General features: G+C 74.8%; 12 protein-coding genes and 1 pseudogene. 3 read left to right on the plus strand and 10 right to left on the minus strand.

Annotated elements, in window-relative coordinates; translation table 11 throughout:
* Positions 1-268: 268 nt before the first annotated feature.
* From ACI79C_RS14260 to rimP, 4 genes and pseudogenes are all read right to left on the minus strand, one after another.
* Positions 269-412: pseudogene (locus tag ACI79C_RS14260) on the minus strand (translation initiation factor IF-2 N-terminal domain-containing protein); the annotation flags it as partial.
* A gap of 75 nt (positions 413-487) precedes the next feature.
* On the minus strand, positions 488-877 hold the full coding sequence (locus ACI79C_RS14265) for a YlxR family protein (protein WP_456946322.1): 390 nt from the start codon (positions 875-877) through the stop codon (positions 488-490).
* A gap of 8 nt (positions 878-885) precedes the next feature.
* Positions 886-2025, minus strand: a complete 1140-nt coding sequence (nusA, locus tag ACI79C_RS14270; protein ID WP_456946323.1) for a transcription termination factor NusA — start codon at positions 2023-2025, stop codon at positions 886-888.
* On the minus strand, positions 2022-2609 hold the full coding sequence (rimP, locus tag ACI79C_RS14275) for a ribosome maturation factor RimP (protein WP_456946324.1): 588 nt from the start codon (positions 2607-2609) through the stop codon (positions 2022-2024). The genes nusA and rimP overlap by 4 nt, the downstream gene beginning before the upstream one ends.
* A gap of 220 nt (positions 2610-2829) precedes the next feature.
* On the opposite strand from rimP, the gene ACI79C_RS14280 reads away from it, so the two are divergent.
* The 3 genes from ACI79C_RS14280 to ACI79C_RS14290 all read left to right on the plus strand — a co-directional run bounded on the left by ACI79C_RS14280 (position 2830) and on the right by ACI79C_RS14290 (position 4637).
* Complete coding sequence (locus tag ACI79C_RS14280; protein ID WP_456946325.1) at positions 2830-3324, plus strand: hypothetical protein; 495 nt, start codon at positions 2830-2832, stop codon at positions 3322-3324.
* A 27-nt stretch (positions 3325-3351) separates the two neighbouring features.
* A complete protein-coding gene (locus ACI79C_RS14285) occupies positions 3352-3813 on the plus strand; it encodes a ferritin-like domain-containing protein (protein WP_456946326.1) in 462 nt (153 codons plus the stop codon).
* 98 nt (positions 3814-3911) lie between these two features.
* Positions 3912-4637, plus strand: a complete 726-nt coding sequence (locus tag ACI79C_RS14290; protein ID WP_456946327.1) for a hemerythrin domain-containing protein — start codon at positions 3912-3914, stop codon at positions 4635-4637.
* 95 nt (positions 4638-4732) lie between these two features.
* Here the strand turns inward: ACI79C_RS14290 and ACI79C_RS14295 are convergent, their stop codons facing one another.
* The 6 genes from ACI79C_RS14295 to ispG form a co-directional block, all read right to left on the minus strand.
* The gene (locus ACI79C_RS14295; RefSeq protein ID WP_456946328.1) at positions 4733-6235 is read right to left on the minus strand and encodes an MFS transporter; all 1503 of its coding nucleotides are present in this window, start codon (positions 6233-6235) and stop codon (positions 4733-4735) included.
* Positions 6236-6371: 136 nt separating this feature from the next.
* The gene (locus ACI79C_RS14300; RefSeq protein WP_456946329.1) at positions 6372-7772 is read right to left on the minus strand and encodes an amidohydrolase family protein; all 1401 of its coding nucleotides are present in this window, start codon (positions 7770-7772) and stop codon (positions 6372-6374) included.
* Positions 7773-7801: 29 nt separating this feature from the next.
* A complete protein-coding gene (locus ACI79C_RS14305; protein ID WP_456946330.1) occupies positions 7802-8530 on the minus strand; it encodes a FadR/GntR family transcriptional regulator in 729 nt (242 codons plus the stop codon).
* Positions 8531-8905: 375 nt separating this feature from the next.
* Positions 8906-10801 (minus strand): penicillin-binding transpeptidase domain-containing protein, encoded by a 1896-nt coding sequence (locus tag ACI79C_RS14310; RefSeq protein WP_456946331.1) that lies wholly within the window; start codon positions 10799-10801, stop codon positions 8906-8908.
* A gap of 80 nt (positions 10802-10881) precedes the next feature.
* Positions 10882-11733, minus strand: coding sequence for a GNAT family N-acetyltransferase (locus ACI79C_RS14315; RefSeq protein ID WP_456946332.1), 852 nt, complete (start codon positions 11731-11733; stop codon positions 10882-10884).
* A gap of 9 nt (positions 11734-11742) precedes the next feature.
* Positions 11743-12918, minus strand: a complete 1176-nt coding sequence (gene ispG / locus ACI79C_RS14320; protein WP_456946333.1) for a flavodoxin-dependent (E)-4-hydroxy-3-methylbut-2-enyl-diphosphate synthase — start codon at positions 12916-12918, stop codon at positions 11743-11745.
* Between the last annotated feature and the right edge of the window lie 5 nt (positions 12919-12923).

Consider the following 12923-nt stretch of genomic DNA (forward strand, 5'->3'; position numbering starts at 1 on the left):
CGGTCGGCCGCGGGCCGGGCACCGGGGCACCCGGACGGGCGGCCGTCGGACGCGGCCCGGGGGTCGGACCGCTCGGGGCACGCGCCCCCGGCGCCTGCGGCGCGGGAGCGGGAGCCGGAGGAGCCGGGGCGGCAGGGGTCTGCGCGGCCGGGGCGGCAGGAGCCGCGGGGGCCGGGGTGGCGGGAGCGCTGGGCCGGGCGGCCGGAGCGCTGGGACGGGCGGCCGGAGCCGCCGTGGTGCCGCCGTTGGCGGCGGCGCCGAGGGCCTCACGGAGCCGACGGGCCACGGGGGCCTCGACGGTGGAGGACGCGGACTTCACGAACTCGCCCTGCTCCTTGAGCTTCGCGAGCACGGTCTTGCTGTCGACACCGAACTCCTTGGCGAGTTCGTGTACGCGGGCTTTGCCTGGCACGGATCTCCTCTTGGTGAGGCCGGCGGCTGGCCCGCTCGACCTCGTCGTCAGTACTGCATGGTCATCGTGGGGACTTCACGGCTTGCTCATCCGACGACGTCCTGACTCGACTGCGGACCGGCCGGTTGCCGGTCCGTCTGTGTTGTTGCGGTTGTCGTTCGTGCTGTCGCCCGCCGGGGGTCCGGTCCCCGGAGGCGCCGCGGACGGCGCACCGAGGACGTGGACCCGGAGCGGACCGGCCTCCACCGGGGTGCTGCAGCGCAGCGCCCGGACGAAGGCCCGGCGTCGTTCCGCTGCGCGCAGGCACTCCGGTGTGGGGTGCAGCGAGGCGCCCCGGCCGGGGAGCCTCCGTCGCGGATCCGGGACGAGGGCCCCGTCCCGGACGACGACGCGCAGCAGATCGGTGACCGGAGCCCGTTCCCGGCAGCCCACGCAGGTGCGCAGCGGGATCGACGTTTCGGCCACCCTGCACTCTAGCGCGCGGCGGGCCCCGGGTGTTCCGCACTCCGGGAGTTGCCCACCCGACCGGGACGTGATCCGCCTGCCGCGCCGCCGGGCCGCCCTCCCGGCCGCCCCGCCGGAGCGCCCGAGCGCAGCGGGGCGCGCCCCTCGCCGGGCGAGGGGGCGGCGTCGTCGTCGGGCTGCGCGTCGCTGCGGATGTCGATGCGGCACCCGGTCAGCCGGGCTGCCAGCCGGGCGTTCTGGCCCTCCTTGCCGATGGCGAGCGACAGCTGGTAGTCGGGCACCACGACCCGCACGGCCTTGGCGTGCGGGTCGACGACCCGGGCACTGCTGACGCGGGCCGGGCTCAGCGCGGAGGCGACGAAGGTGGCGGGGTCGTCGGACCAGTCCACGATGTCGATCTTCTCGCCGTGCAACTCGCTCATCACGTTGCGGACCCGCTGCCCCATCGGGCCGATGCAGGCCCCCTTGGCGTTGAGCCCCGGCACCTTCGTGCGGACGGCGATCTTCGAGCGGTGCCCGGCCTCGCGGGCCACCGCCACGATCTCGACGCTGCCGTCGGCGATCTCGGGGACCTCGAGGGCGAACAGCTTGCGGACCAGGTTCGGGTGGGTGCGCGAGACGGTGACCTGGGGGCCGCGGAAGGTGCGGGCCACCGACACCACGTAGGCCTTGACCCGGCTGCCGTGCGGATAGCTCTCACCAGGCACCTGCTCGGCCGGGGGCAGCACGGCCTCCACCTTGCCGATGTCGATGAGGACGGTGCCCTGCACGTTGCGGCGGTCGTGCGCCTGCACGATGCCGCTGACGATGTCGCCCTCCTTGCCGGCGTACTCGCCGAAGGTCTGCTCGTGCTCGGCGTCGCGCAGTCGCTGGACGATGACCTGCTTGGCGGTGCTGGCCGCGATCCGGCCGAAGTCGCTCGGGGTGTCGTCCCACTCGCGGACGACCTCGCCGTCGGGGCCCAGCTCCTGCGCCAGCACGGCGACCTCGCCGCTCTTGCGGTCCACGTGCACCCGCACGTGCTTGGCCGCGCCGTCGGCGTGCCGGTAGGCCGTCACCAGCGCCGTCTCGATCGCCTCGATGACGGTGTCGGCCGGGATGCCCTTCTCCCGCTCGACCGCCTTGAGGGCGGTCACGTCGATGTTCACTGTCCTCCTCCGTCGTCGTCGTCCGCGGGATCCGGCTGCGCGTCCGTCCCGGCCGGCGGCTCAGCGTCGGGCCGGCCGAACTCCACCTGCACCCGGCCGGTCCCCAGTTCCGGCCAGGGCACGTGCCGCTGGGCCGGTGGACGCTTCTTGGCCCCGGGCTTGCCCTTCGCCTCGACCGCGAGCGAGACGCCGCTGTCGTCGACCGCGAGGACGCGGGCGGTGACCTGCTCGACCGCCCCCTGCGGGCCCACGCCCACGGTGACCAGCCGGCCGGTGTTGCGCCGCCAGTGCCGCTGCTCGGTGAGCGGCCGGTCGACGCCGGGGCTGGTCACCTCCAGCACGTAAGGCGCGCTGCCGAACTCGCCGTCGTGCTCGTCGAGGGCCTCGGACACCGCCCGGCTCACCTCGGCGATGTCGTCGAGGGTGATCCCGTCGTCCCGGTCGACCACCACGCGGACGACGCTGCGCCGTCCGGCGGGGGTGACGACCAGCTCCTCCAGGTCGTACCCGGCGGCGTCGACGACCGGCCCGATCAGCCCGGCCAGCCGGGTGGCGACGGGCTCGGTGCGGGAAGCGGCGGACACGGGCTCCCTCCCTCTCGTGGCTCGGTCGGCGCACCTGCGCGGCGGGCCCGCCTCACCGATCGTGCGCGTGTCGCGGGCGACGGTCGGCACGCCGTCGTCCGGTACCGGGCGAAGGGTCAGGCTACCGCCCGGCGCCGGGCCCCGAGACCCGGCGCCGGGGCAGGACCCGCCCACGGTGGGCTGCCGCGCCGCCCCGGCCCGCCCTGAGAGGATGGAGCCGATGTCCCCGTCGTCCCTCCCCGCGCCCCGGGCGTTCTCCCGGCGCACCCTCCTGGTGGCCTCCGCGGGGGTGGCGCTGGCCGCCGCCGGCTGCACCGGCGACGCCGGGGAGCCGGCGGTGAGCACCGAGCAGGCCGACCGGCTCGCGGCGCAGGTCACCGTCCAGGAGTCCCTCGTCGCCGCGTACGCCGCCGCGACGGCCGCCGACGCCGCACTCGGCGGCGAGGTGGCCGAGCTGTCCGCCCAGGCCGGCGCCCAGCTGGACCGGTTGCGTGCAGCGGCGCCGTCGCCGACCTCGTCGGCGGCTCCGTCCTCCTCCCCGGCCCCGGGCGCGACCCCTCCGCCGGGCGCCGACGTCCGGGGCTGGCTGCGCCAGCAGGTGGCGGCCGCGGCGGGCTCCCACGCCGACGCCGGTGTCGACCAGAGCGGCCCACGCGCGGCGCTGCTGGGCTCGATCGCCGCGGGGCTGCGCGGCCACGAGGTGGCGCTGGCGTGACCGGCGCCGGGCCGAGGGGAGCCGCACATGGCTGACGACGGCGTCCTCGACGAGGGCACCGAGACCACCGCGCTGCGCGAGGCGCTCTCCGCCGAGCACGCCGCCGTGTGGGGGTACGGCACGGTCGGTGCGGGCCTGCCGCCCGAGTCCCGGGGGCAGGCCGCGGCGTCGGAGAACGCCCACCGCGACGTCCGGGACCGGCTGGCGGCGCTGCTGGAGGAGCGCGGGGACGACCCCGTCCCCGCGGCGGCGGGCTACGTGCTGCCGTTCCCCGTCCTCTCCGCGGTCGACGCCGCGGCGCTCGCCGTCGTCCTCGAGGACGGCGTCGCCCGGGCCTGGGTGCGGGTGCTCGACCAGGCGGTGCAGTCGTCGGTGCGGCGGCTGGCCACCGACGAGCTCGGGGCGGCGGAGGTGCGTGCGGTCGGCTGGCGGGGCGCCGCGGGCCGTCCCCCGGTGACCTCCCCGTTCCCGGGGCTGCCGGAGGGCTGACCCCCTCCGCCAGTGGGCCGCAAGCCGGTTCCAAGCGGCGGGCCCGACGGTGAGGGCGCCGGAGCGAGTGCCCGGCCCCGCCTCCCAGGAGACCTCCGATGAGCACGCCCACCGACGCCCGCCCCCGCCCCCAGTTGGACCTGCCCGGGCAGGCCGCCGTGGCCGACGGACCCCACGACCTCAGCGGCATGTACGTCATGCACCACGCGTTCCGCCGCGACCTGGACCGCTTCGCCGCCGCGGTCCGTCGGACGCCGCTGGACGACCGCGCCGCCTGGCGGGCGCTGGCCGCCCGCTGGGAGCGGTTCGGCACCACGCTGCACCACCACCACACCATCGAGGACACCGCCATCTGGCCGCTGCTGCTGGCGCACGTGGACGCCGCGGGGGACGCCGCCGGGCGGGCGACGCTGGAGGCGATGGAGGCCGAGCACGGGCTGATCGACCCGCTGCTTGACGCCTGCGGCGCCGGCTTCGCGGCGCTGGCCTTCGTGCCGGACGCCGCCACCCGCGACCGGCTGGCCGACCGCGTGGCCGCCGCCCGCGACTGCCTCGGCCGGCACCTCGCCCACGAGGAGACCGAGGCCCTGCCGCTGGTCCAGCGGCACCTGTCGGCCGACGAGTGGGACGCGGCCGAGCGCGCGGCGCAGGCCGGGCACGGCCCGCGGGAGATGCCGTTCCTGCTGCCGTGGGCGGCGGCGGGGCTCAGCACCGAACAGGTCGACGCCGCCTTCGGGGAGGGCGGCCGGGCGTTCCGCGTGCTGCTCCGCCTCACCCGGGGCCGGTTCGAGCGCCGGGAGCGGGCCGCCTTCCGTCACGCCTGAGGCGCCGGGCCCGTCGAGTCGGGCAGACCCGCCGGGGCTCCGGTCCGGGCCCCGGGAGGTCCCGGCCGGCTCGGTCGGTCCGGTCGCTCCCTGGGTCAGGCGACGGGACCGCCGGCGCCCGACGGCGTGCCGGGCCGCACGTCCGGCGTGGCCGCCGGCTGCACGGTCTCGCTCACGTCCTCCAGGGAGAGCCCTTGCGTCTCCGGACCGAACCGCACGGCGACGGCCATGACGGCGTACATGACGCCGACCAGGACGAACATGCCGACCGCTCCGGCGGCGTCGAAGATGGCCCCGGCCAGGAGCGGGACGACCGATGCGGCCACCAGGGCGACGGTGACGGAGGCGCCGGTACCGAACGCCCGCACGCGCGTCGGGTACAGCTCCGGGGCCCAGACCCACGTCGTCGTGTTGAGCAGGATGAACATCAACTGCAACGTGCCACCCAGGGCGATGATCATCCCCAGGCTCGACGCCGTTCCGAAGGCGAAGGCGACGACGACCGCCACGAGAGCGCCGTAGCCGAGGATGACCCGGCGCTTGAAGCGGTAGCCGAAGACGCTGGCGAGGACGGCGCCGACGAGACCGCCGATGTTGATGATGGTCGTGTAGGCGAGCGAGGAGCCGACGTCGTAACCCCGGTCGACGAGCACCGTGGGCATGAAGACGGTGATCGTGACCTGGGCTCCGAAGGTCATCGCCGACACGACCCAGATGACCAGGGTGCGACGGGCCAGCTCGCCCTGGAAGATCTCGGCGAGGCGGACCCGCTGCCGCGGCAGGCGCGAGCCCTCCACCACGTCGACGTAGGGCGTGACCGCCATCCCCTTCACCGCCCGCAGCCGGTTGGCGGCGAGCCGGGTGAGGACGGCGTTGGCCTCGGTGACCTTGCCCTCGACCAACAGGTAGCGCGGCGACTCCGGCAGGAACCAGCGGTAGGCGAACAGGAGCAGCGCCGGGAGGGCCAGGAGCCCGAGCAGCCAGCGCCAGGCGACCGTCGGCCCGCCGAGCGCGGCCTCCAGTGGACCGAGGACCAGGGCGGCCAACGCGGATGAGGCGAAGATGCCCAGGCCGCCCGCGGCCACGTTCACCGTGGCGACCGCCGCGCCGCGGAACTTGGTCGGCATGATCTCCGAGACCAGCGTCAGTCCGGTGTTCAGCTCGCCGCCGAGCCCGATCCCGACGATGAACCGGGCGATGAGGAGGACGGTGATGTTGGGCGCGAACGCCGCGAGCAGCGCGCCGAGCGTGAACAGCGCCAGGTTGTACATGTAGGTCACGCGTCGGCCGTAGCGGTCGCCGGTCACACCGGCGATGAGGGAGCCGATCGCCATCCCCGCGAAGGTCAGGGTCGTCAGCAGACCGACCTGCGCTCCGGAGAGGTCCCACTGCTCGGCGATCAACGGAGCGGCCAGGCCGACGTTGTACTGCTCGATGGCGTCGAAGAGGGCACCGAAGGCGACCAGCACCAGGATCCACACGTGGGCTCGCCGGAACGGGATGCGGTCCAGGGCATCGGCGAGCTCACGCATCGCCCGGTTCCGCAGGCCCTCCGCGGCGGGGCTCATCGGCGATTCGGGGACTGGGGTGGCGGCCATCGCGGTGCTCCTACGAGGAGGCGGGTTCCCTGCGGGTCCGGCAGGGCGGGGCGGGAAGAGGCAAGGCGGTACCGACACCGGAGCCCTTCGCGGCTCCGGCGGACGTGGCGCGGTGTGGGTCCTGGTCGACCGGACCTCAGGTGAGCAGGTGCTCGGCCATGGGCTGGGAGTGCAGGGGCCGGCCCACGGGGCCGGGGTCGGAGAAGCCGTCCCCGTCGAGGACGACACGGCCGCCGGAGACCACCGCCGACGGCCAGCCGGCCAGGTCCAGCCCCTCGTAGGGCGTGTAGTCGGTGGGCATGTGCAGTTGGTCGTTCCGCACCGTGCGGCGGACCGCGGGGTCGACCACGACCAGGTCGGCATCGGCACCGGGCGCGACGATCCCCTTGCCGGTCAGCCCGTTCAGCCGCGCCGGGTTGGTGGAGAACATGGCCACGAAGCGTTCGACGGGCATGCCTCGCTCCGCCACCAACGTGGTGTAGGCGACCGGGAGCCGCGTCTCGACCCCCGGCAGGCCGTTGGGCATGAGCCGCACGTCCTCGCGGTGGTGGAGCTTCTGTTGCGTGGAGTAGCAGCAGTTGTCCGACCCGATCGTGTCGACGTCGCCCACGAGCGCCCTGGCGCGCAGCTGCGCCACGGTCGCTGGGTCACGCAGCGGTGGGCAGCAGACGAACCGCTCTGGGTGTGGACCGTCGTAGACCGCGGAGTCCAGCGTCAGGTAGTGCGGGCAGGTCTCGGTGTAGGCACGGACCCCGCGGCGACGGGCGTCCCGGACGAGGTCGACGGCCTCCGCCGTCGTCTGGTGCACGAAGTAGACGGGGGCATCGACGTGCTCGGCGGTCGCCAGGACCTGCGCGACAGCCGCGGCCTCGGCCAGCTCTGGTCGCGTTCCCCCGTGGTGCGCCGCGTCGGCGCGGGCCACGGCCGCAGCGAGGTCCTGCGCGTCTTCGATGACGTGGTTGGCCTCGGCGTGCACGTAGGCGATGCCGCCCTGCGCGTGCAGGGTGCGCAGCACCTCGAGGATCGTGTCAGGACCGGCCATGACGACGTCGCGGTACGTGGTGAAGAGCTTGATCGTGCGCACACCGAGCGTCGCCATGGCCGCGATCTGCTCGGGGGTGCTGTCGTCCCAGTCCACGACGCAGCCGTGGAGTGCGCTGTCACAGCGGGACCGCTCGGCGAGCTTCCGTCGCTCCTCCACCGCGGCGAGGGGTGTCTGCCCCGGGTCGGGGATCGCGAAGTCCACGACCGTCGTCGTCCCACCCCACAGGGCCGCGACGGACGCCGACTCGTAGTCGTCCAGGGCGGTGTACTCCCCCAGCCGCTGACCGATGTGGCAGTGCGGGTCCACGCCGCCGGGCAGGACCAGGGAGCCCGCGGCGTCGATCGCGCGCTCGTGCGGGGGCAGTGGCGCTTCGGGGGCGAGCACCGCGTCGATGCGACCGGCACGGACGACGACGGTCGCGGGGACGGACCCGCCGGCGTTGACGATCGTGCCGCCGTGGATGACGAGGTCTGCGGGGGGCTGTTCGCTCACGGACGGCGCCTCTCTCGGAACGGGGTCGGTCAGCTGGCCGTGACGGTGGCGGCCAGGGGACGGAAGATCGCGGTGTCGAGGGCGCGCAGGTGCGCGCTCATCGCTCGCTCCGCGCGAGACGTGTCGCCGGCGGCGATGGCGGCCACGACATCCCGGTGTTCCCGGAGCTGACCCAGCCGGGCCTCCCGGGTGCGCATCGCCTGCTGGTTGACCAACGTCCAGAGGGGATGGGTCTCGGCGTTGACCAGTTGGGCCACGATGTCGGCCAGCAGGCTGTTGCCGCACCCCGGCGCCAGGTCGGCGTGGAACTGCAGCCCGACCGCCATGAAGCGCGGCAGCGCCGCGTCGTCGTCGACCAGCTCGGCGGCCTCGTCCAGGTTGCGGCGCAGCCCGGCCAGGGTGTCGCTGTCGATCCGGGTGGCCGCCAGACCGGCGACGACCGGCTCGATGGAGCGCCGGCTCTCGATCAACTCGCGCGGAGGCGCGTCCAGCGGAGATCCGTCGACGCCGCCGACCTGAGCCGGTGGCCAACGCACGTAGACACCGTCGCCATGGCGGACCTCCACGGCACCGATGACCTCCAGCGCCAGCTGTGCCTCGCGGGCCGTTGCCCGCGAGACCCCGAAGGTCTCGGCGATCGACCGGTCTGCCGGCAGCCGGTCACCCGCGACGTACTCCCCACTGGTGATCTGGGTGAGCAACGTCTGCGCGACGACGAGATAGCGCCGCCCGCTCCGAGATTGGTCTGACGACTGCACGCGCAGAAGTTAGACCACTTCGCCCGGATGTGGAAGACGTCACACGATGGGCCGACGGGACACCTCGCGGACCGAGCGCCGATCCGGGACGCCTGCGCCGTGTTGTTGGTCAGGTCGGTCGCCGTGCGGGACACGACGAACCCCGGCCAGCCGGCGCACGCGGCGGTCAGGAGTCCGGTGCGATCTCCTGCGCGCCGGAGTTCGTGGCGATCCAGGCCAAGGGATCGGGGGGTGTCGGACTCCTACCCGCCGGGCTCGTCCCGGGGGGAGCACCGATCCGACCGCAGCGACGACATCGACATCGAGGGGTACGAGACCCGTCGCCACCAGGGCCGGTGAGAGGTCACCACTGCCGTCTGCTGCCGTCTGCTGCCGTCAGCCCAGGGCGCCGAGGAAGGCGTCGGTCACCCCGACGGCGGCGCTGCTGGACTGCCCGCCCTCCACCAGGACGGCGAAGGCGATGTCGCCCTGTGGCCCCTGCAGCTGGTAGCCCATGAACCACCCGTGGGCGTCCGGCGGGGTGTTGCTGCCGTACTCCGCGGTCCCGGTCTTGCCGTACACCTCGCCGCGGTCACCCAGCGCGGTGGCGGTCCCCGAGAGCACCACCTCGCGCATCATCGGGCGCAGCGCGTCGAGCACCGCGGGGTCGGGGCCGCCCGGGGCCGGGCCGGCCGGCTCGGCACCGACGACCTCCACGGGCGCCGCCGGGGTCCCGCTCGCCACGCCGGCGGCCACCAGCGCCAGCTGCGCGGGGCTCATCAGCACCTGCCCCTGGCCGATGGCGTCGGCCGCCTTCGTCGTCCCGGTGCTGTCGGCCGGGACGCTGCCGCTGAAGACGTCGACCGGCAGCTGCCAGTCGGTACCGACGCCGTAAGAGGCGGCCGCGACGGACAGGGCGTCGTCGGGCAGCTGCAGGGACTGTTCCATGAAGGTGGTGTTGCAGGACTGCGCGAACGCCTCGGTGAAGGGCACCGTGCCCAGGTCGAACTGGTCCTGGTTCTCGAACTCGCGGCCGTCGACGACGAAGGTGCCCGGGCAGGCCACCGGCGTCTGCGGGGTGAGCTGGCCGGTCGACAGCAGCGCGGTCGCGGTGATCGTCTTCATGCTCGAGCCCGGCGGGAACTGGCCGGCCAGCGCGTTGCCCGCGGCGGCGGCCTCGTTGGAGGAGACGGCCAGCACCTCCCCGGTGCCGGGCCGGACCACCACCAGGTGCGTGGGCAGGGACTGGCCCGCGACGGCGGCGTCCGCGGCGTTCTGGACCGCCGGCACCAACGGGGTCTGCACCGGCGCGCCGGGCACCGGTGCGACGGCGCCGATCTCCCGGCCGGGGTCCCCGGTGTCCTCGTCGGTGCTGGCCACGCTGACGGTGAAGCCCGGGGTGCCGGTCAGCTGCTCCTGGAGGGCGCGCTGCAGGCCCGACAGCCCCAGTTGGTCACCGGCGGCGTAGGCCGGGACGCCGTCGTGCTCGGTCTCCTCCAGCACCTCGGCGGTGGCCGGACCCACCCGCCCGAGGAGCGCGGAGGCGAACCGGGAGCTGGGCGCGAGCAGCCGCGTCTCGGTGGGGAACACGGCCCCGGGGAGGTCGAAGACCCGTCCGCGGATCGCCTCGAAGTCCGGCCGGCGCAGGGTGATCACCGGGACGAACTGACCCGGTGGCGCGGCCTGGACGTCGGCGACGATCTCCTCGGCGGCGATGCCCGTGGCCTCCGAGAGCGCCGCAGCGAGGGCGGGAAGGTCGGTCACCTGCGCCGGGTCGACGCCGACGTTGACCACCTCGGTCGGCGTGAACAGCGGCCGGCCGTCGGCGTCGGTGATCGCCGCCCGCTCGGGCAGCGACCGCTCCACGACCAGGTGCTGGCCCTCCCCCAGCTCCGGGTGGACCAGCGCCGGCTCGGCGACGACGTCCCAGCCCTCGTCGGCCTCGCGCAGGCCCAGGGTCGCGGGGTAGCTCCAGTCGGGTGCGGCGGCGAGGTCCCAGGTGGCGGTCCAGTCGACGGTGGCGGTGCCGTCCTCGACGGTGACCGCACCCAGCTCCGGGGTGAGGGTGGCGCCGGGCAGGTCGGTGGCGGCCTGCTCGAGCAGTGCGCTCGCCGCGTCCGGGTCGGTGGTGGCGCCGGCGGCGGCCGCGGTGTCGCCGGCCGCCCAGTCCTGGAGGAAGGCCTCGGCGGCGGCGCGGACGTCGTCCTCGGCGTTGCCCGAGCACGCCGCCAGCACGGGCGCGGCCAGCAGCGTCAGCGTGGTTCCCAGGACTGCTCCGCGACGTCTCCGCACAGGAGCACAGCGTTCCAGACGGGACCGCCGATCCCCGGGAGGCACGGCTCCCGCCGCGGGCCCGGGGCCGGGGGTCGCCGTCAGAAGAGGACGCTGGCGTACTGCCCGACCTCGCGGAACCCGACCCGTGCGTAGGCGGCGCGGGCCGGGGCGTTGTAGTCGTTGACGTAGAGGCTGACCACGGGGGCGATCGCGCTGCGGGCGTACTCCACGACCGCGGCGGTGCCGGCGGTGCCGATGCCGCGCCCCCGGTGGGCGGGGGCCACCCAGACGCCCTGGACCTGGCAGACCATCCGCGACACCGCGCCGATCTCGGCCTTGAACAGGACCTCGTCGTCCTCGATCCAGGCCACCGACTGGCCGGCGCGGACGAGGTCCGCGACCCGCGCGCGGTAGCCGGCCCCGCCGTCGACCCGCAGCGGGCTGACGCCGACCTCCTCGGTGAACATCGCCACCGCCGCCGGCAGCAGGACCTCCAGCTCGTCGGGGCGCACCGGCCGCACCCGGGGCTCCGGCGTCACCGCGGGCGGCCCCTCGATGGCCAGCAGCGGCTGCCGGGGCCGGTGGTCACGGGCGGGGCCCCAGGAGGGTTGCAGGAGGTCCCACAGCGGGGCGACGGCGGCGGCCGGCCCGACGATCGTCGAGCAGCGCCGGCCGGCCCGCCGGGCCCGCTCGGCGAAGGCCACGGCCGCGGCCCGCTCCGCACCGGGCAGCGCGAAGGGGATGAGGTTGGCCCCGGCGAGGCACACCGCCTCCAGGGAGCGCCCCGCGCCGAACCCCCACAGCGGGGCGCCGAGCGCCCGGGCGGCGGTACCGGCGGCCTCGACCCGTCCCGCGATGACGCAGGCGGCGACCGGGTCGGTCGCCAGCAGGCGGCGGACGGCCGGTTCGTCGGTCTCGTCGAGGACCCGGGCGGTCGGGGTGCGGAGCACCTGCGTCGGTCAGCCGACGGTGACGACGGGCGCACCGGAGGGCACCCCGGCGTCGGCCTGCTCGCCGGCAGGCATCTCGGCGGCGAGGCGCATGGCCTCCTCGATGAGCGTCTCGACGATCTGCGACTCGGGCACGGTCTTGACGACCTCGCCCTTGACGAAGATCTGCCCCTTGCCGTTGCCGGAGGCGACACCGAGGTCGGCCTCGCGGGCCTCGCCCGGGCCGTTGACGACGCAGCCCATGACGGCGACCCGCAGCGGCACCTCCAGGCCGTCGAGCCCGGCGGTGACCTCGTCGGCCAGCCGGTAGACGTCGACCTGGGCCCGTCCGCAGGACGGGCAGCTGACGATCTCCAGGCCGCGCTGGCGCAGGTTGAGCGACTCGAGGATCTGGGTGCCGACCTTGACCTCCTCCACCGGCGGCGCGGAGAGGGAGACGCGGATCGTGTCACCGATGCCCTGGCTGAGCAGCGCACCGAAGGCGACGGCGGACTTGATGGTGCCCTGGAACGCGGGCCCCGCCTCGGTGACCCCCAGGTGCAGCGGGTAGTCGCACTGCGCGGCGAGCAGCTCGTAGGCGCGGACCATGACCACCGGGTCGTTGTGCTTGACCGAGATCTTGATGTCGCGGAAGTCGTGCTCCTCGAACAGCGAGCACTCCCACAGCGCCGACTCGACCAGCGCCTCGGGGGTGGCCTTGCCGTACTTGGCCAGCAGCCGCTTGTCGAGGGAGCCGGCGTTGACCCCGATCCGGATGGGGATGCCGGCGTCCTTGGCCGCCTTGGCGATCTCGCCGACGCGGTCGTCGAACTTCTTGATGTTCCCGGGGTTCACGCGGACGGCGGCGCAGCCGGCGTCGATCGCGGCGAAGACGTAGCGCGGCTGGAAGTGGATGTCGGCGATCACCGGGATCTGCGACTTCTTGGCGATCGCCGGCAGCGCCTCGGCGTCGTCGGTGTCGGGGACGGCGACCCGCACGATCTGGCAGCCGGCGGCGGTGAGCTCGGCGATCTGCTGCAGGGTCGCGTTGATGTCGGCGGTCTTGGTCGTCGTCATCGACTGCACGCTGACCGGGGAGTCGCTGCCGACCCCGACGCCACCGACGTCGAGTTGCCGGGTCTTCCGTCGGGGGGCGAGGACGGGCGGGGGCGCAGCGGGCATGCCGAGACTGACGGGGGTCGCCATGACAC

It is taken from the genome of Geodermatophilus sp. SYSU D00697, from assembly GCF_054050175.1.

Bases quoted from the DNA above. Each gene is read 5' to 3' on its own strand.
- ACI79C_RS14280 (WP_456946325.1), top strand. From the start codon at position 2,830: ATGTCCCCGTCGTCCCTCCCCGCGCCCCGGGCGTTCTCCCGGCGCACC.
- ACI79C_RS14285 (WP_456946326.1), top strand. From the start codon at position 3,352: ATGGCTGACGACGGCGTCCTCGACGAGGGCACCGAGACCACCGCGCTG.
- ACI79C_RS14290 (WP_456946327.1), top strand. From the start codon at position 3,912: ATGAGCACGCCCACCGACGCCCGCCCCCGCCCCCAGTTGGACCTGCCC.
- ACI79C_RS14295 (WP_456946328.1), bottom strand. From the start codon at position 6,235: ATGGCCGCCACCCCAGTCCCCGAATCGCCGATGAGCCCCGCCGCGGAG.
- ispG (WP_456946333.1), bottom strand. From the start codon at position 12,918: ATGGCGACCCCCGTCAGTCTCGGCATGCCCGCTGCGCCCCCGCCCGTC.